This window comes from Nocardia sp. NPDC059240 (assembly GCF_042753865.1).
Classification (GTDB): Bacteria; Actinomycetota; Actinomycetes; order Mycobacteriales; family Mycobacteriaceae; genus Nocardia.
The window spans coordinates 472,120-490,072 of record NZ_JBHZAC010000008.1; the positions used below are offsets into that span (position 1 = coordinate 472,120).

The window sequence follows — 17,953 nt, forward strand, 5'->3', positions numbered from 1 at the left end:
GAAAACACACGGGAAACTCAACGGGAACAAAGCCCGCCCGCCGAACGTCTGACAGAGTAGTCATCAGCCACTGCTGGGAAGTAGCGGTAGCGAGGTTCGCGGTAAGGTCCGCGAACCCCCACACCAGGCGAATGGTGTGCAAGCACCAGGAGCCAGGACGGAGGAGTCATGCCAGGAACCCTGACAAGCACCCCACTGACCGCGGTCGACCGTTGCGACCGCTGCGGGGCAGCTGCGCGCGTGCGCGCAACGCTTCCCGCAGGTGGAGAGTTGCTCTTCTGCCAGCATCACGCCAACGAGCACATGGACCGTCTCCGTGCGCTCGAGGCCGTGATCGACACGGAGTCGGCACCGGCGCTTTAACAGCTCCTCCAACTCGGAGGGACTCTTCCCGAGTCGCACGCCTTCGAGGAGCCCGCTCGACAATTGAATCTTCCCAACAGAAAACCCGGCAGCGGGCGACCAGCAGGTCGCCCGCTGCTGTTGTATATATCGGCTGGTCACGGTGCCGCACAGCACCGTTCGCGGGCCTGGGAAGTGGCCGAAGACACGTCGATCCCGGGGTGCACAACGCGATGATCGTCATGTACGCACGGCGAGATCGGCCGGGTACAACGGATGGATGCCGCCGACCTCCCACGCCACCTATCTGCAGGATCGACACATGCTCGCGCTCTGGACGTGGAACGGCCACGGCCCCGGACGCGCACCGAAGAACGTGGGCGAGGTCCAGACCCTCGCCCTGGCCGTTCCGGACCGGGACGGCATCGGCGTCACGGACGTGGAATGCGCTCTGGTGGAACCAGAACGGTTATGCACTCTTGCTATCGAAAATCCCGGGGAATCGATACATCTACTACGGCAGGCCCTCGAGACGGACGTCGAGGCGCGGCACCTGCCCGCCGCCGCGCACGCCGTCCCGAACGCTACCGGGAACGCCGTCGTGTCGGCGGGTCGCGCACTGCGGGCGCTGCGGGACACCATCGCGCTGCAGGCCGAACTGCGCTCCGGGCTGAAGGCCGAGCTGCGGCCGTACCAGGCGCGCGGGATCACCTGGCTGAACGAGACCACCGCCGCGCACGGCGGCGCGGTGCTGGCCGACGAGATGGGATTGGGCAAGACCGTGCAGGCCATCGGGTATCTGCTCGGGAAGGCCGGGGACGGACCACAACTCGTGGTGTGTCCCACCTCGCTGGTCGGCAACTGGGCACACGAGATCGAACGCTTCGCGCCCGGACTGCGGGCGGTGGCCTGGCGCGGCGGCGACGCACCGGAGGCGGAGGCGGGCACCATCGTGGTGACCGGGTATCCGACGCTGCGCGGGCACGGCGAGGCGCTGGCCGGGCGGCAGTGGGCCAGTGTGGTTTTCGACGAGGCGCAGGTGCTCAAGAATCCGCGCACCCAGGTGGCGAAGGCGGCGCGGGCGATCACGGCGGACGCGCGGATCGCGTTGACCGGCACGCCGGTGGAGAATCATCTCGACGAGTTGTGGGCGCTGCTGAATCTCATCGTGCCAGGCGAATTCACGCACAAAGCGCAGTTCCGGCGGCGGTTCGTGCGGCCCATCACCGAGGGCTCGGCCCCGGCGGCGCTGCGGCTGCGCGACGCCATCGAGCCGATCGTGCTGGGGCGGCGCAAATCCCAGGTGGCGGCGTCGCTGCCGCCCAAGATCCACTGCGATCTGGTGTGCGATCTGACGCCCGAGCAGGAGTTGCTCTACGACCAGCTGCTGGATCGGGCCGAGAGCACCGGGTTCGGCACCGGGGTGCAACGGCACGGCCGGGTGCTCGCGGTGCTGACCGAGCTCAAGCAGGTGTGCAATCACCCGGGGCTGATCACCGGGGAGCTGGGCGAATTGGCCGGGCGGTCCGGCAAATTCGACGTCTGCGCCGACATCCTCGCGGGCAATCTCGAATCGGCGGCTCCCACGCTGGTGTTCACGCAGTACCGGCAGACCGGTGAGCTGCTCGTGCGGCATTGCGCCGAGGCATTCGGGGTGCGGGTGCCGTTCTTCCACGGCGGGCTCGACCAGGAGCAGCGCGGGGCCATCGTCGCCGACTTCCAATCCCCGGACGGGCCACCGATATTGGTGCTGAGCCTGCGTGCGGCGGGCACCGGGCTGACGCTGACCCGCGCGGCCGACGTCATCCACTACGACCGCTGGTGGAACCCGGCCGTGGAAGCGCAGGCCTCCGATCGCGCACACCGCATCGGACAGACCCGCACCGTCACCGTCACCACGCTGACCTCGGGCACCACCATCGAGGAACACATCGCGGGCATGCACGACCGCAAGTCCGCGCTCACCGACCTCACCGACGCCACCGGCATCGCCGAACTCGCCCGCTTGGACGACGAACGACTCATGGAACTGCTGCGCCGGAAGCGAGGGAACTGACTTGCCCGACAACGAATTCGGCTACACCACCTGGGGCAAGGACTGGGTCCGCCTGGCCGAACCCCTGCGCCTCACCAAACCCGAGCCACTGCTCCCCCGCGCCCGCAGCATCGCCCGCAACAACGGCGTCCGCACCGAACTCGAGGGCACCATCGTGCGCGCCCACATCCACCGCGGCACCGAAGCATCCATCACCCATCTGGAACTGACCCCGTTGCCCCGCACCACGATCGAGGCCTTGGCGCGGATCGTCCCCGGCGATACCCTCGTCCTCGGCGACGATCTGCATGCGGCGGTCCTCGCCGCCGGGCTCTCGGTGGCACCCATCCTGGCCGCCACCGACTGCTCCTGCCGTGCCCGCAGCCCGCGCTGCCTGCACGTGCTCGCCACCTGCTACGCCGTGGTCCGCCTCATCGACGAAAACCCCTGGCTCGCACTCGATCTCCAGGGCTACCGCAACACCCCACCCGACATGGACGACACCACCCCCACCTCGATCCCCCGCTGGACACCCCTCGAGGTCCTCGACGCGGCGACCTATTTCGGCTGAGGGCGGCGGGCTCGGAAGCGGAACATGGTTGCGGCGGTTTCGATCTCGATATCGGCGAAACCGGCGCGCGTCAGGCGGGCGGTGAGGGTGGCGGGTGGGACGGGGACGCAGGTGTCGCCGAGGTGCATGAGGCGGAAGACGAGACGGTCGAGGCCGTCGCTGCCCGCGAAGACGCCGCCTGGGGTCAGCACTCGGAAGGCTTCGGCGAAAAGATCGTCCTGCTGGGCGAGTGAGGGGACGTGGTGGAGCATGGTGAAGCAGACGACCGAGCTGAAATCCTTGTCGGGCAAGGGCATCGCGGTGCCGTCGCCCTCCAGGACTCGGAGGTGGTCCGCCTGTCGGTCCCGCAGGCGGGCGGCGAGGGCCGGGTCGATCTCCAGGCCGGTGAGATCCGGGACTCGGCTGCGCAGGGTGCGCACGTTCGCGCCGTAGCCGGGGCCGATCTCCAAGGCGCGGTCGCCGAGGTCGAGTCCGTTCAGCGCCCAGGGGACGATGCGGGTGGCGCTGGTGCGCTCCCACATGCTCGAGCGGCAGCACAGCTGGTGGAAGTAGTTCATTGCCATGGCTGAAACGCTAGGCAGCGGCCGGGGTGGCCGCGACAGACTATGGTGACAGATTGTGTCGTCAAACAGCCATCGGCCGGTGGTCCCGCCGCGGGCGCCGGTACTCGCGGCTCCGGCGGGATCGACCGCGATGGTGTTCGGGGCGGGCACGCTGCCCGCCGGGCACTGGTTCGACGAGCACGAGCATCCGCAGCATCAGATCGCCTGGGCGGCACGGGGAGTGATCACCGTGGAGACCGCGGGCGGGCATTGGGTGCTGCCGCCGACGCGGGCGCTCTGGATTCCGGGCGGGACGCGGCATCGCACCGGCACCCTCGAGGGCGCGGTCATGCACGGCATCTACCTCATGCCCGACCGCTCGCCGGTGGCCTATCCCGCACCGACCATGCTGCGGGTCGGCAGGCTCGTGCACGAGCTGTTCCTACATCTCACCGCCGACACCACCACCCGCGAACAGCGGGAACGCGCCGAGGCGGTGGTCTTCGACCTGCTCGATCCGGTGGAGTTCGTGCCGGTCGGTGCGCCGACTCCCGAGGAGTCACGCGCGCGGCAGGTCGCGGAGATCCTGCGGGCCGATCCCGCCGACCCACGCACCCTGGCCGAACTGGCGGCCGCCGTCGCCACCAGCCCGCGCACCCTGGCCCGCGGCTTCCTCGCCGAAACAGGAATCACCTTCGGCCAGTGGCGAACCCAGGTCCGGCTGGCGGCCTCACTGCCGCTGCTGGCGGCGGGGCTGCCGGTCGCGCGAATCGCGGCCCGCGTCGGCTATGCCACACCCAGCGCGTACGTAGCCGCTTTCCGCCGCGAGGTCGGTGTCTCCCCGGCGCGCTATTTCACCCGCTGACCCACCCCGCACCCGCTGACCCGCCGCTCTACCCGCGAATCGCCTTGCCCCCGCCGGCCCGCCGCGGCCTCTGCGGATTCTGTCGGTCACCGGCGCTACGGTCAGCGGCATGGCGAACCCCGCGTACTCGTTCACCGCCGAGCTCTGGGAGTGGGAGGCTCAGGCATCGTGGTTCTTCGTGAGCCTGCCCGAGTCCGTCGCCGACGATATCGACGAGCAGTTCGGGCACACCGCCGCAGGATTCGGCTCGATCAAGGTCAAGGTCACAGTGGGTGCCACCCGCTGGTCCACCTCGATCTTTCCCAGCAGCAAGCACGGCACCTTCATGCTGCCGGTGAAGAAGGCCGTGCGGGTCGCCGAGGGATTGACCGTCGGCGACCGGGTCGAGATCGAGCTACAGATCGCGTGATGGGGTGCATCCCCGGCCGAAGTCCGCCGGGATGCCGAGGGGTGATCAGATGCGGCGCAGGGCGGCGATGCGCTCGGTGAGTTGATCGGCGGTCGCGAGTGCGGTTGGGGGGCCGCCGCATTCGCGGCGTAGGTCGCCATGGATGACGCCGTGGGCCTTGCCGGTGCGGTGGTGGTGCATGGCGACCAGGCTGTTGAGTTCACGGCGCAGTTCGCCGAGGCGGTCGGAGGTGGCGGCGCGTTCGGCAGCGGCCTCCGCCGACGGACCGGCCGGGGCCGCGGCGGCCGCGCTGCGGTCGGCCAGCTGCCGGGACTGGCGTTCGCGGAGCAGGGTGCGCATCTGGTCGGCGTCGAGCAGGCCGGGGATGCCCAGGTAGTCGGCCTCCTCATCGCTGCCGGAGAAGGTGGCGGTGCCGAAGGAGTCGCCGTCGTAGATGACCTGGTCGAGCTCGGCGTCGGCGGCCAGGGCGACGAATTTCTTCTCCTCCTCGCCGGGCTCGTCCTTCTGCTTGTTGGCGTCGATGAGCAGTTCGTCGTCGAGCTCACTGGCCTCGCGGTGCGGTTTGCCGATGACGTGATCGCGCTGCAGTTCCAGCTGGGCGGCCAGGTCCAGCAGCACCGGCACCGAGGGCACGAACACGCTGGCGGTCTCACCGGCCTTGCGGGCACGCACGAAACGGCCGATGGCCTGTGCGAAGTAGAGCGGGGTCGAGGCGCTGGTGGCGTACACGCCGACGGCGAGGCGCGGCACGTCGACGCCCTCGGACACCATGCGCACCGCGACCATCCACGGGTCGGTGTTATTGCTGAATTCGCCGATGCGGCTGGAGGAATCCGGATCGTCGGACAGCACGATGGTCGGCTTGGTGCCCGAAATATGTTCCAGCAGTTCGGCGTAGTCGCGCGCCTTGTCCTGGTCGGTGGCGATCACCAGGCCGCCGGCGTCGGGCATGCCGGTGGCGCGCAGCTGGCGCAGGCGGGTGTCGGCGGCCGTGAGCACCTTCGACATCCAGTCACCGGCCGGATCGAGGGCGGTGCGCCAGGCGCGGGCGGTGTGTTCGGCGTTCAACGGCTCACCCAGACGGGCCGAGTACTCCTCACCCGCGCTGTCACGCCAGTGCGCCTCACCCGAGTAAGCGAGGAAGACGACCGGGCGGACGACCCCGTCGGCGAGCGCCTCGGAGTAGCCGTAGGTGTGGTCGGCGCGCGACTTCTCGAAGCCGGACTCGTCGGCCTCATAGGTGATGAACGGGATCTTGGAGTCGTCGCTGCGGAACGGGGTACCCGTCAGGTGCAGGCGGCGGGTGGCGTCACCGAACGCCTCCTCGACCGCCTCACCCCAGCTCTTGGCGTCACCGGCGTGATGGATCTCGTCCATGATCACCAGCGTCTTGCGGTTCTCGGTGCGCACCCGATGCTTGAACGGGTGCGACGCGATCTGCGCGTAGGTGACCACGACACCGTGATAGTCCGAGGACGTGGAGCCGGTCGAGTTGGAGAAGTTCGGGTCCAGCTGAATCCCGGTGCGCGCGGCCGAGGCCGCCCACTGGTGCTTGAGGTGCTCGGTGGGCGCGACCACCGTCACCTGATCGACCGTGCGGTCGTTCAATAATTCGGCGGCCACTCGCAGGGCGAACGTCGTCTTGCCGGCGCCAGGTGTCGCGACCGCAAGGAAGTCGCGTGGCTTGGCAGTCAGATACTTGGTTAGAGCCCTGCGCTGCCACGCACGTAGAGAACCGCCACCACCCGAAGTCACTCGGTAGAGAGTAGCCAGTGCAACCGACAGCTTTCCAATCCGACACAGCCCCTTCGAGTGCGCCACGACACATTGCGCGACTGGTCCCATTCGAACCGCTGGTAGGCGATGCTTGAGCCACGATGAACGCGCACGACGAATCTCAGCAACACGCCGACGCGCCCGTCCAGGGAACGCCCGTCGTGCTCGCCGCCACACGCTGGGGCCGGGTCCGGCAGCTCGTCGTCCACGTCGGCGCCAAGGCGTGGGACGACTCCATCTTCGCCAAATCCGCCGCCGCCGCGTTCTGGCAGACCCTCTCGCTGGCACCGCTGCTGCTGGGTCTGCTCGGCAGTCTCGGGTACGTGGGTCACTGGTTCGGGCCCAATACCGTCAATATCGTGCAGGCCAAGATCCTGAGCTTCGCGCGGAAGGCGTTCAGTCCCAATGTGGTCGACACGCTGGTCCAGCCGACGGTGAACGATGTGCTGCAGCGTGGGCACGGCGGCATCATCTCCGTCGGCTTCGTGCTGTCGCTGTGGGCCGGGTCCTCGGCCATGGCCACCTTCGTCGACGCCATCACCGCCGCGCACGGGCAGGCGACCGCGCGGCATCCGATCTGGCAGCGGATTTTCGCGCTGCTGCTGTATGTGGCGTTCCTGGTGATCGCGGTGCTGATCCTCCCGCTGATCGCGCTCGGGCCGACGCTGGTCGGGCGGGTGTTGCCGCATGCCTGGCGTGAACCGGGGCTGCGGCTCATCGACGCGTTCTACTACCCGGGCACCGGCCTGCTGCTGATCATCGGGCTGACCTTCCTGTACAAAACAGCTTTGCACCGCACCCTGCCGTGGCATCGGCTCTTCGGCGGGGCGCTGGTCGCGGGCGTCTTCTTCATGGCCGCCAGCGAGGGGCTGCGCCGCTATCTGGCGTGGGTGACCCGCAACGGCATCTCCTACGGCGCCCTGGCCACCCCCATCGCCTTCTTGCTGTTCACCTTCTTCCTGGGTTTCTCGATTATCCTGGGCGCGGAATTCAATGCCAGCGTGGAGGAATTCTGGCCTGCGCGTGCCACCCGCTGGGAACAGTTGCGGCACTGGTGGAATGCCCGCAAACGCCACCGCACTCCCGCTCCGGCACCCGATCCGTCCGCACCGCAGCCGCCCGCCTCGCGTCCGCCCGCCTCGCGTGCACCGGTGCAGCATCCGCCCATGCCGATCGACCCGCCCACCGATCAGTTCCCGACCACGCCGCTGCGCATCCACACCGATACCGCACGCCGCCCGACCCCGCAGTAACCGTGACACGCAAGCGGATCGGCGCCTGGCCGTAACGCCGGGGCCGGTGCCCGACACTGCCGGGCATGACGAATTACGGCGACCTGCGTGCGCTCTTCATCAACTGCACTCTCAAGCGTTCTCCGGAGATCAGCAATACCCAGGGGCTGATCGATGTCAGCGCGCACATCCTGGAGAAGCAGGGTGTCGAGGTCAATCACATTCGTGCGGTCGACCACGACATCGCCACCGGTGTCTGGCCGGATATGACCGAGCACGGCTGGGCCACCGACGCCTGGCCCGCCCTGCAGCGGCAGGTGATGGCCGCCGACATCCTGGTGATCGCGGGCCCGATCTGGTTGGGCGACAACAGTTCGGTGACCAAGAAGGTGATCGAACGCCTCTACGGCAACTCGCATCTGCTCAACGAGTCCGGGCAATACGCCTACTACGGCCGGGTCGCGGGCTGTCTCATCACCGGTAACGAGGACGGGGTCAAGCACTGCGCCATGAACGTGCTCTACAGCCTGCAACACCTCGGGTACACGATTCCGCCGCAGGCGGATGCGGGCTGGATCGGTGAGGCCGGGCCGGGGCCCTCCTATCTGGATCCGGGTTCGGGTGGTCCGGACAACGACTTCACCAACCGCAATACCACCTTCATGACCTGGAATCTGCTGCACCTGGCCCGGATGCTGAAGGACGCCAACGGTATTCCGGTGCACGGCAATCAGCGCTCCGCCTGGGACGCGGGCTGCCGCTTCGACTTCGAGAACCCCGAGTACCGCTGACCTCGCGCGCCGGACCCCCACTGTCGGACCGTGGCCTCACACTGTTGGCATGGAGATCACCTCGGCCGTGGGGGCCGTGCTGGGTGCGTTCGGCCTCTCGGGGGCAGCGGGCCTCAATGCCTGGCTGCCTCTCCTGGCAGCGGGCCTGGCCGACCGCTTCGGCTGGATCGACTTGGGCCACTCCTACAGCTGGCTGTCCTCGATCCCCGCCCTGATCGTCATCGGGGTGCTGTTCGTCGTGGACCTGATCGGCGACAAGATCCCAGCGCTGGATTCGGTACTCCACGGCATCGGCACCCTCGTCGCCCCGGCGTCCGGTGCCGTCCTGTTCGCCGCCGAATCCAGTCTGTCGTCCCACCTCTCGCCGACGGCCGCCGCGATCCTGGGTGCGCTCACCGCGGGCAGCGTGCACGTGGGCCGCACGGTAGCCCGCCCCGTCGTCACGGGAACGACTGCGGGCCTGGGTAATCCGGTCGTCTCGACCGCAGAGGACACGGTCTCCCTGATCCTGACGGTCCTGGCCTTCGCCCTACCCGTGCTCGCCTTCCTCGCGCTGCTGATCCTCCTGATCGTCCCGGGAATCGCAATCGTCAAGTGGCGGGGTCGAGTTCGGCGGCGGTGATGTCTTCCAGCGTGCGGCGGCGGGTTTCGACGAGGTAGAAGGTGGCCGCGATGGCGGCCAGGGCCATGGGGATGGCGCCGAGCAGGGCGGTGACGTAGATGGAGGGGGTGGCGACGGCGGCTACGACGAGGGCGATGATGAGGACGCCGCCGGCTTTGCTGGTGCCGGCGGCGAGACCGCTGCCGCGGGAACGGAATCGGGTGGGGTAGACCTCGGCGCTGTAGGCGACCAGGACGGCGACGACGGAGTTCGCGCCCCAGATGGGTGCTACCAGTAGGGCGTTGAGGACCAGGCGGTGGTCGGTGACGTGGGTGCCGAGGGCGGCGAAGCCGAACAGGGACAGTGCGAGCAGGGCGCTCAACACCACCATCGTCCATTTGGCGGAGCGGTGATAGCAGTAGGCGACAACGAAATTGAGCGGTAGGCCGATGAGGGCGGAGTCGCGCAGGATGCGGTCGGCGGTGACGCCGGTGTAGCCGAGGGCGCGCAGGTTGGTGGGCAGCCAGAGTTGGAAGCCGTAGGTGACCAGGCCGACGCCGAGGCCGGTGAGGATGAGCACGATGCTGATGCCGGTGAAGGGCGGGCGCAGCAGCCGTTCGAAGCCGCCGCGCAACTTCGATTCGACGGCCAGCTCGGATTCCTCGACCGGTATCGCTTCCGCGTGGTAGCGGCGCAGCACCTCCTGGGCTTCCCGGTCGCGGCCGAGAGCCAAGAGGAAGCGCGGTGATTCGGGTATCCAGCGGGTCAGCAGGATCAGCAGCAGGCCGGTGGGGAAGCCGATCAGCCACATGATCCGCCAGCTGTAGGTTTCCCCGATGGTCGAGGACAGCCAGCTGGTGATGATGTAGGCCCCGGCGATATCGCCGCCGATGAGCACCAGCAGCCAGCCGCGATGCCGGGCCGGAATGGTCTCGGCGAGCAGGGTGAAGGCGATCGGCAGCATGCCGCCCGCGCCCAGCCCCATGATGAAACACATCACCAGGTTGAGCTCGAAGCTGGGCATGGCCCCGCAGATGGCGGTGGCCACGAACACCACACCCGCCAGCAGAATGGCCGCGCGGCGGCCGATGCGGTCACCGAGCCAGCCCCACAGGAAAGAGCCGAGGACCGTGCCGGTGATCCCGGCCAGCGGCAGCAGTGCCACCGGCAGATCGCCGGCCGGATGGGTCGGCGACTTCAATCCGTATTCGCGGCCGACGCCGGGCACCACGAAGGCCAGGGTGGTGGGTTTCATGACATCGATGGTGATAGCGGTCGCCATGACCAGCAGCAGCACGATGTGGACGCGCCCGATCGGGGCGTCGTCGAGGGCGCGAACCCGTAAGCGCGCCACTCGATCCCGGTGCGCGCCGACCGGCACCAGCCCGTAGGTGGTGAGCGCCAGCCCGATCAGGATGAACGCCATCCCGGCCAGCATGGCGTTGTCCATGCGCATGCCCGCGAGCCGATAGTTCATGTCCCGGGCTTGCAGGAACATCGGGAAGTGCAGGGCCGTACCGAGAATCGTCAGTGCCAGCCCGGCCCAGAAGGCCAGGTCACGTCGGCGCACCAGCGCGGTCGAGTCGGCGTCGTCGAGTTGTCCGTCGCGAAAAGTATTGTCGCTCACGTCTTCCGCCCCCCATGACGGTTACGATCGCGGAGTCGAGCCCGGCCTCCGCGCACCGGGAATCGCCGCCGATCCGCAGCCAAGTGTAGGCCGCGGGTTCAGCTCTGTTCAGGTAATGCGGGGCTGTCACACTTTCGGGCCGCGCGCGGTCGAAGAGTCGACACCGACCGCGGAAGGACCGACACCATGACCGATCACGCCTGGCTGGCGCAGCAGTTCGAGGCCAATCGCACCCAGTTGCGTTCCGTCGCCTACCGGCTGCTGGGTTCCACCAGCGAGGCCGAGGACGCGGTGCAGGAGGCGTGGCTGCGGTTGCAGCGCACGGACTCCGACAGCGTGGAGAATCTCGCCGCCTGGCTGACCACGGTGGTGGCGCGGGTCTCGCTGAACATGCTGCAGTCGCGCAAGGTCCGCCGCGAGGACCCGATCACCGAGGACGATCAGCATCTCCCGGCCCCGCCCGCGCATGCCCCCGATCCGGAACACGAAGCATTGCAGGCGGATTCGATCGGGCTGGCGCTGCTGGTCGTGCTCGATCAGCTCGCTCCCGCCGAGCGGCTGGCCTTCGTGCTGCACGATCTGTTCGCGATCCCGTTCGACGAGATCGGCCCGATCCTGGACAAGACGCCCGCCGCGGCCCGGCAGCTGGCCAGCCGCGCGCGCCGGCGCGTGCAGGGCTCCCCCGCGCCCGCCGCCGACAACACCCGTCAGCGCCAAGTGGTCGACGCCTTCCTGACCGCGTCGCGCGGCGGCGATTTTCAGGCCCTGCTGTCGCTGCTGGCCCCGGACGCGGTCTTCCGCGCGGACCCGGCCGGGATTCGGATGGGTTCGGAGGCCCTGGTGTCCGGGCGCGACGGTGTGGCCGCGACCTTCGCGGGCCGGGCCAAGGCCACCCGCCTCGCGCTCATCGACGGCGCGATCGGCGCGGTCTGGGCCATCGCCGGCAAGCCGAAGGTGGTGTTCACCTTCACCGTCGTCGACGGGCAGGTCACCGCCATCGATCTGCGCGCCGATACGGAGGAACTGGCCGGACTCGATATCGAGTTGCTCGAAACCGCCTGAGCGGGAGCCTATTTGACGGTGCCGCCGGGGTCCGAAGCCATCGGGGTCCGGTCGGTGCCGACGGTGATGGTGACGCCGGGGCGGGCCGCCATGCCGAAGCGTGGGCGGTTGTCGGGGCCGAAGGTCATGGGCTGGGCGCGAATACTGCGACCGGCCCAGCCGGTGCCGGGGTCCAGGCGGGCGTGATAGGTGATCCAGGGGTGGCCGTCGACGGTGAAGAAGCCGTTGTGGCCCGGGGCGATCGCGCCCGGTCCGCCGGGCAGGATCGGACCCCCGGATTTGGTCCAGGCCGCCGGGTCCATCGGATCGCCGCCGCGGGCGAGTTGCATCAGGCCGAGGCGGTAGCTGTCGTCGAAACTGGCGTTGGCGGAATAGGTCAGATAGAGGGTGCCGTCGGGCGCGGCGAGCGGCTGGGGTGCCTCGTTGATGAGCCGGTCGGCTTCGTTGGGCACGGTTTCCCAGGCGGCGGTCGGGGTCGCGATCGCTACGGCCGCGCCCACGGGCGTCGTGGGATCGGACATGCGGACCGCGCAGATCTCCTGCACCAGTTCGTCGTCGGGCCGCAGGCACGACCACAGGAAATAGCCCTGCGAGCGATACGCCAGGTAGACGCCGTCGATGGCGACCGTGCGGGGCAGGTCGAGTTTCCCGGCGAATTCGTAGGGCCCGGCCGGATCGTCGCCGGTCGAGCGCAGTGCGTACATCCGATGTGTGTCGGGATCATCGCTGTCCTGGGCGGCGAAATAGATCCACCAGCGGTCCCCGATGCGCTGTAGTTCGGGTGCCCAGATCTTGGTACAGGCGGGCGCGGGACAGTCCGGGTGCCGCCACACCACGACCGGTGGCGCGTCGCCCAGGCCGCCGAGGGTGTCGGCCGTGCGGATCACCACATTGTCGTTGTTGAAGCTGTCGCCCTGGACGAGGTGAAATCGCCCCTGGTAGTAGGTGAGACTGGGATCCGCGCCGGCGGCCAGGATCGGATTGGTGAATTCCTCGTGGTCGGGTCCGAGCGCGGCGGCGCGGGGCAGGGTGGGCCAGGCGGTCAGGCACAGCAGGACCGCCCCGATGACTCCGAGCGTCGTCCGCCAGCCCGTCATGCCGCCTCCACCAGATGTCGAGAATCCAGTCTCCGACACGCCCGCCGCGCAATTGATCATTCGCAGCCCGCCCCGGCGTTTCGCGGGCTATTGCGGGAGTCCGAGGCCGCGCGCCAGCACGGGCCACGAATTGATCAGGGCGTCATGCCAATAGCCCCAGGAATGTGTCCCGGTTGGGGTGAAGTCGTAGGTGGCGGGGATGCCGAGGGCGTTGAGCCGGGTCTGCAGGTTGTGGCTGCAATAGTCGGTGGCGGCCTCGATGACCCCGCCGACGGTGATCTGATTCGCGAGCCCGTCGACACCGGGCAGGGCGTACGGACTGTCGAGGGTGTCGTGCGGGCCCGGCAGGCCCGAACCGTTGGAGATGTAGAGGTTCAGCCCGCGCAGCTGATCGGCGTGCACATACGGGTCGTTGTCCGCCCACATCGGATCATGTTGCGGGCCATACATATTGTCACTGTCGCCTTGGCCGCGGGAGACGACCAGCCGCACGAAGGCGTAGCCGAGCGGATCGCTGATCTGGGCGCAACCGCTGTAGGCGGCGACCGAGCGGTACAGGCCGGGCCGGGCGATCGCGAGTTGCAGCACCGAGGTGCCGGAGGTGGACAGACCCGCGATGGCATTGTTCCCGTCGGTGCCGAGCGCGGCGTCGATCACCGGCGGCAGTTCCTCGGTGAGGAACGTCTTCCATTTGTTCACGCCCAGCACCGGATCCGGGGCGCGCCAGTCGGTGTAGTAGCTCATCATGCCGCCGATCGGCTGCACCACATTGACGTCCTTGCCCGCCAGGAAGTCCAGGGCCTGGGGTGCGCGGGCATCCCAATTGGCGGTCCCCTCACCGCCGTCCGCGCCGTTGAGCAGGTACAACACCGGCCGGGGCACAGAAGTGTCGGCGGGCCGCTGGACCTCCACCTTGATCGTTCTGTCCATGACCGCGGAGTACACCTCGAGGACGAGGTGCCGGTCGTCGGCTGCCGCCGGAATCGCGTTCACCAGCAGGTTTCCCAGGGCCACCACGCACGCGACGATCAGTGCGCGGGCTCGAAATCCGTCCATCGCGATCTCCTCGGAGTTCTTCGGATCCGGACGGGTGACCGGCCCCCTGACGAGGGGTGGGCCGATCACCCGCCGGGTCAGTGGATCGGGTCGGCTAGCGGCCGAAAGAGCCCGTCCACAAGGTGTTCACGACACCGCCGATGGCGGCTCCCAGCGTGTTGAAAAGTCCGCCGAAAGCGGCACTACCGGTGTCGATGATGACTGGAATCAATTGACTGCCTTTCTCTTTCGCGTACATCGAACAAAACGGTGGAGCGATCGCAATGCTAGAGAGAACATTCAGCAATTACTAGCGTTCCGTTAGTATGATGACAATCACAGCTAATCTCCGGTAACGCCTCGGGCGGGCCCCACCGATAGAAAGCGGCACGCCAGCGCCGGATACATATCGGTATGCGGCAAGATTTCTCCCATGGAAGAGCCGATCAAGCCGCGGCCGCGGAAGAAGCGCGATCGCGCGCGTACCGAAGCCGACCTGTTCGACGCGGTCGAGCGGCTGCTGGAACGCGACGGCGTGCTGGCCGGGCTGAATCTCAACGAGGTTGCGGCCGAGGCGAATGTCAATCGCGGCCAGATCTATCAGCTCTTCGGCAACCGGCAGGAATTGCTGCGCGCCGCGCTGGCGCACCGATTCTCGGCGCTGGGCACCCTCTCGCCGGACCACTGGGATGTACCGTTCGCCGAACGCCGGCGCCGGCTGCTGCAGGCCGCATTAACCGGCAAATGGGTGGCATTCATGGCCCTGCTCGCCCTGGACGGCGACGACAAATTGTCGATCTTCAGCGAACCCGACGAGATGACGGCGGCGCTGCAGCGCGACAAAGCCTATGGGGCACTGCCTCCCGATGTCGACGCCGAGGCATTGCATGTACTGACGGCGGCCACGATTACCGGGTACGCGATATTCCGCGAGGTCGTGGCGCGCGATATCGGCGTCCCCCTGGACGAACTCGACCAGCGGGTGGTCGCGGCCTACGACTATCTGCTCAGCCGCGTCACCAGCACCGAGAACTGACCAGCGGTTACTAGCATTGCGTTAGATTCCGGGGGAAGTAGCGCCAGATGAACACTCGGCCACCGCAGCCGGATCCGAGCGCGTTGTGCGACATCGGATCCGGAGCGCGCCCCGAGCATCCCTGAGCCGGCGCGGGCATCCGGGCGGCATCGAGCACGCTACCCGCTGGTACCGGGCGGCCGGTACTGTCCCCGACAGTGGTCACCCGGCCAACTGGCAATCATTTAGCTATTGGCTTGCGGCGCACCGATTCCGGCCGGTCCCGATGAACCATCGATGAACTCTGACTCATAGGTCTGGACCAATCACGGTGCGACTTGGCACGGTCTAGACCGTGAAACTCTCAAATGGAAACATCCTGAATCCCTTGTCCATCACACTGTTTGCGGCCCTGCCCCTGCTGGCGGGTCTCTGCGGCGCCGCACCCGCGACGGCCGACGCGACCGTCAACAAGGTCGTCGTCATCGGGCTCGACGGCACGATGTACAAGAAAATCCAGGAAGCCAAGGCACCCACCCTGCTGAAACTGGCCAGTGAAGGCACTCTCGGGCAAACCTCGATCGCACCGCACACCACCATTTCCGGCCCGTCCTGGGCGACCGTGCTGACCGGCGTGTGGGACACCAAGCACGGCATCTACGACAACAACTTCACCGCCGACCCGTTCGCCAAGTACCCGTCCGTGTTCACCCAGTTGGAGACCGCCAACTCGAACCTGAAGACCGAGTCCATCGCCTCCTGGGACAAGATCGCCATCATCGCCGGATCCGGTGACAAGCACGCCGACGTCAATATCGCGACGGCCGGTCCCGCAAACGATCCCACCGAGGCCAAGCTCGACGCGGCCACCGCCGACGCCAGTGCCGCCGCGGTCACCAACGACGCACCGGACTTCCTGTTCACGCATCTCGATCAGGTCGACGAGGCCGGGCACGGGCACGGTGGCGCATCGAGCGAATACCTCGATGCCGTCAAGCGAGTCGACACCGAGGTCGCCAAGATCGTGGCCGCGGTGGACGCGCGCGCCAAGGCCCACCCGAACGAGAAGTGGAACATCATGGTCACCGCCGATCACGGCCACAAGCCGGGTGGCGGGCACGGCGGCCAATCCGCCGACGAGACGGCGAATTTCCTGATCACGCGTGGTCCGTCGTTCAAGGCCGGAGCCACCAACAGCAAGAACTCGCTGGTCGACGTGACCCCGACGGCGCTGGCGCTGCTGGGCGTCAAGGGCACCACCGCCTTCGACGGCAAGTCGGTGATCGACAACAGTGGCCCGACCCCGCCGAGCACCGGATCCTTCGGCATCGATCTGCCGGGCACCGGTTCGGGCAACGGTTCCATCAGCGACGACGCCACCGAACTGACAATCCCCACCGACCAGAACTGACCCGGATGCCGGCCCAGCCCACCTCCACGCGGTACGGGCCGGCCTCCGGTTTCCCCCACGGTGAACGAGAAATCCACTCGCGAAAGACAACTCCATGAAACCACAGACATCCCGCCGCACCCGCGCGGCGGTCCTGCTCGCGGCGGCGACGCTGCCACTGGCCGCCGGAACACTCGATACGACTGCGGCACAGGCGGATTCGACCGTCAACAAGGTGGTCGTGCTGGGCTTCGACGGCGCGCTCTACGCCAAGATCCAGGAGTCCGGCGCACCGAATCTGCTGAAGCTGGCCACCCAGGGCACCGTCGGCCAGACCTCCATCGCACCGCACGCCACCGATTCGATCCCGATCTGGGCCACCGCGCTGACGGGGGTGTGGGACACCAAGCACCACATCACCAGCTTCGACGGTGACGCCTTCGCCACCTATCCGACGGTGTTCACGCAGTTGGAGAAGGCCAAGCCGCAGTTGCGAACCGAATCGGTGGTGACCTGGTCGGCGCTGGCCGACGCCGCCGCATCGGGTAATCCGAACGTGGATGTGAACGTCGTCGCCTCCGACCCGAACGTCGCCGACAGCGCGACCGCGGATCGGGCGGCGGCCGCCGTCACCGAGGACGCACCGGATTTCCTGTTCGTCGATTTCGATTCGGTCGACAGCGCGGGGCACAAGGGTTCGGCCAAGCCCGGCTACCTGGACGCCATCACCAAGGCCGATGCCGGGGTCGGCAAGATCGTGAACGCGATCGACGCCCGCGCCGCGGCACACCCGAAGGAGCGCTGGACCATCCTGGTCACCACCGGGACCGGCAACAAGCCCCAGGGTGGGCACGGCGGCCAATCCGCCGAGGAGACCGCGAATTTCGTGATCGCGCGCGGCCCGGGCTTCGCGGCGGGCGCGACCAACGGCCGCTTCTCCATTGTCGATATCACCCCGACCGTGCTGACGCTGCTGGGCGTCGCGGTGCCGAGCGGGCTGGACGGCACGTCGATGGTGACGGCCACTCCACCGCCGGTGAGCGGCTCCTCCGCGCTGCTGCCCGGCACCGGCTCGTTCAATCCGTAATCAGCACAACCATTTTCGATAGCGTGAAGAAGGTCGACATGTTCACTCGTTCATTCCTCGCCACCTCCGTCACCGTCGCGGCCCTCGCCGCGGCACCGCTGTGCGCCGCCGCGACCGCGACGGCGGCACCCGCGGTGGTCCCGGTCGGGATCACCACCGGATCCGCCGACACCGTGGACGATATGCGGCAGATCCTGACCGGTTCGGCCAGCTCGCTCGACGGGCTGAGCGGGCTGCTCACCGGGGTGGGATCCGCCTCCTCGGGCTCGGCGTCCGGCGGGTCCAGCGGCAGCAATTCCAATGGTCACTGACCTTTTCAGCGGTCACTGATCGATGACCGCACAGTCCCGGGCGGGCCCCCCACGGCCGGGGCGGTGTTTTTTAGGCGCGGTGTAGGCACATTTGTAAACAGGGTTGTGGGGGTAGTTGGCAACAAGGTGGGGGTGTTTATGCCGGCGAACGAGAAAGAATACCGC

At 67.9% G+C, this 17,953-nt stretch carries 19 protein-coding genes; 13 read left to right on the top strand and 6 right to left on the bottom strand.

Features of this window, described 5'->3' with window-relative positions:
- Positions 1 to 168 precede the first annotated feature (168 nt).
- The 3 genes from ACFXHA_RS29785 (at position 169) to ACFXHA_RS29795 (ending at position 2,948) form a co-directional block, all read left to right on the top strand.
- Complete coding sequence (locus tag ACFXHA_RS29785; protein WP_040809921.1) at positions 169 to 363, top strand: hypothetical protein; 195 nt, start codon at positions 169 to 171, stop codon at positions 361 to 363.
- Between the two features lie 301 nt (positions 364 to 664).
- Positions 665 to 2,398, top strand: coding sequence for a DEAD/DEAH box helicase (locus ACFXHA_RS29790; RefSeq protein ID WP_379362320.1), 1,734 nt, complete (start codon positions 665 to 667; stop codon positions 2,396 to 2,398).
- 1 nt (position 2,399) lies between these two features.
- Positions 2,400 to 2,948 carry a hypothetical protein gene (locus tag ACFXHA_RS29795; RefSeq protein ID WP_379362273.1) on the top strand — a complete coding sequence of 183 codons (549 nt, stop codon included), beginning with the start codon at positions 2,400 to 2,402 and terminating at the stop codon, positions 2,946 to 2,948.
- Here the strand turns inward: ACFXHA_RS29795 and ACFXHA_RS29800 are convergent.
- Complete coding sequence (locus tag ACFXHA_RS29800) at positions 2,936 to 3,511, bottom strand: class I SAM-dependent methyltransferase (RefSeq protein WP_379362274.1); 576 nt, start codon at positions 3,509 to 3,511, stop codon at positions 2,936 to 2,938. The genes ACFXHA_RS29795 and ACFXHA_RS29800 overlap by 13 nt on opposite strands.
- 55 nt (positions 3,512 to 3,566) lie before the next feature.
- On the opposite strand from ACFXHA_RS29800, the gene ACFXHA_RS29805 reads away from it, so the two are divergent.
- Positions 3,567 to 4,355, top strand: a complete 789-nt coding sequence (locus ACFXHA_RS29805) for an AraC family transcriptional regulator (protein WP_379362275.1) — start codon at positions 3,567 to 3,569, stop codon at positions 4,353 to 4,355.
- Between the two features lie 109 nt (positions 4,356 to 4,464).
- Positions 4,465 to 4,764, top strand: a complete 300-nt coding sequence (locus tag ACFXHA_RS29810) for a DUF1905 domain-containing protein (RefSeq protein ID WP_379362276.1) — start codon at positions 4,465 to 4,467, stop codon at positions 4,762 to 4,764.
- Positions 4,765 to 4,809: 45 nt separating this feature from the next.
- Here the strand turns inward: ACFXHA_RS29810 and ACFXHA_RS29815 are convergent, their stop codons facing one another.
- A complete protein-coding gene (locus ACFXHA_RS29815) occupies positions 4,810 to 6,519 on the bottom strand; it encodes a DEAD/DEAH box helicase (RefSeq protein WP_379362277.1) in 1,710 nt (569 codons plus the stop codon).
- Positions 6,520 to 6,641: 122 nt separating this feature from the next.
- On the opposite strand from ACFXHA_RS29815, the gene ACFXHA_RS29820 reads away from it, so the two are divergent.
- The 3 genes from ACFXHA_RS29820 to ACFXHA_RS29830 all read left to right on the top strand — a co-directional run bounded on the left by ACFXHA_RS29820 (position 6,642) and on the right by ACFXHA_RS29830 (position 9,185).
- Positions 6,642 to 7,793: a YihY/virulence factor BrkB family protein gene (locus tag ACFXHA_RS29820; RefSeq protein WP_379362278.1), complete on the top strand. Its 1,152-nt coding sequence runs from the start codon at positions 6,642 to 6,644 to the stop codon at positions 7,791 to 7,793.
- Between the two features lie 65 nt (positions 7,794 to 7,858).
- Positions 7,859 to 8,563, top strand: coding sequence for a flavodoxin family protein (locus ACFXHA_RS29825; RefSeq protein ID WP_379362279.1), 705 nt, complete (start codon positions 7,859 to 7,861; stop codon positions 8,561 to 8,563).
- A gap of 49 nt (positions 8,564 to 8,612) precedes the next feature.
- On the top strand, positions 8,613 to 9,185 hold the full coding sequence (locus ACFXHA_RS29830; RefSeq protein ID WP_379362280.1) for a DUF4126 domain-containing protein: 573 nt from the start codon (positions 8,613 to 8,615) through the stop codon (positions 9,183 to 9,185).
- On the opposite strand, the gene ACFXHA_RS29835 is transcribed toward ACFXHA_RS29830, so the two are convergent.
- Positions 9,154 to 10,791, bottom strand: a complete 1,638-nt coding sequence (locus ACFXHA_RS29835) for an MFS transporter (protein ID WP_379362281.1) — start codon at positions 10,789 to 10,791, stop codon at positions 9,154 to 9,156. The two genes, ACFXHA_RS29830 and ACFXHA_RS29835, sit on opposite strands and share 32 nt — an antisense overlap.
- 186 nt (positions 10,792 to 10,977) lie before the next feature.
- On the opposite strand from ACFXHA_RS29835, the gene ACFXHA_RS29840 reads away from it, so the two are divergent.
- Positions 10,978 to 11,853: a sigma-70 family RNA polymerase sigma factor gene (locus tag ACFXHA_RS29840; protein WP_379362282.1), complete on the top strand. Its 876-nt coding sequence runs from the start codon at positions 10,978 to 10,980 to the stop codon at positions 11,851 to 11,853.
- Positions 11,854 to 11,861: 8 nt separating this feature from the next.
- Here ACFXHA_RS29840 and ACFXHA_RS29845 read toward each other — a convergent pair whose 3' ends face one another.
- From ACFXHA_RS29845 to ACFXHA_RS29855, 3 genes are all read right to left on the bottom strand, one after another.
- Entirely contained in the window at positions 11,862 to 12,950 is a 1,089-nt protein-coding gene (locus tag ACFXHA_RS29845) for a family 43 glycosylhydrolase (protein WP_379362283.1), read from the bottom strand.
- An 87-nt stretch (positions 12,951 to 13,037) separates the two neighbouring features.
- Positions 13,038 to 14,006: an alpha/beta hydrolase gene (locus ACFXHA_RS29850; RefSeq protein ID WP_379362284.1), complete on the bottom strand. Its 969-nt coding sequence runs from the start codon at positions 14,004 to 14,006 to the stop codon at positions 13,038 to 13,040.
- A gap of 94 nt (positions 14,007 to 14,100) precedes the next feature.
- Entirely contained in the window at positions 14,101 to 14,244 is a 144-nt protein-coding gene (locus ACFXHA_RS29855; RefSeq protein WP_379362285.1) for a hypothetical protein, read from the bottom strand.
- 174 nt (positions 14,245 to 14,418) lie between these two features.
- Between ACFXHA_RS29855 and ACFXHA_RS29860 the strand changes: the two genes are divergently transcribed.
- The 4 genes from ACFXHA_RS29860 to ACFXHA_RS29875 all read left to right on the top strand — a co-directional run bounded on the left by ACFXHA_RS29860 (position 14,419) and on the right by ACFXHA_RS29875 (position 17,788).
- Positions 14,419 to 15,021, top strand: a complete 603-nt coding sequence (locus tag ACFXHA_RS29860; protein ID WP_379362286.1) for a TetR/AcrR family transcriptional regulator — start codon at positions 14,419 to 14,421, stop codon at positions 15,019 to 15,021.
- Positions 15,022 to 15,388: 367 nt separating this feature from the next.
- Positions 15,389 to 16,411: an alkaline phosphatase family protein gene (locus ACFXHA_RS29865; protein WP_379362287.1), complete on the top strand. Its 1,023-nt coding sequence runs from the start codon at positions 15,389 to 15,391 to the stop codon at positions 16,409 to 16,411.
- 94 nt (positions 16,412 to 16,505) lie between these two features.
- Positions 16,506 to 17,477 (top strand): alkaline phosphatase family protein, encoded by a 972-nt coding sequence (locus ACFXHA_RS29870; RefSeq protein WP_379362288.1) that lies wholly within the window; start codon positions 16,506 to 16,508, stop codon positions 17,475 to 17,477.
- Positions 17,478 to 17,515: 38 nt separating this feature from the next.
- Positions 17,516 to 17,788: a hypothetical protein gene (locus tag ACFXHA_RS29875; RefSeq protein ID WP_379362289.1), complete on the top strand. Its 273-nt coding sequence runs from the start codon at positions 17,516 to 17,518 to the stop codon at positions 17,786 to 17,788.
- Positions 17,789 to 17,953 lie beyond the last annotated feature (165 nt).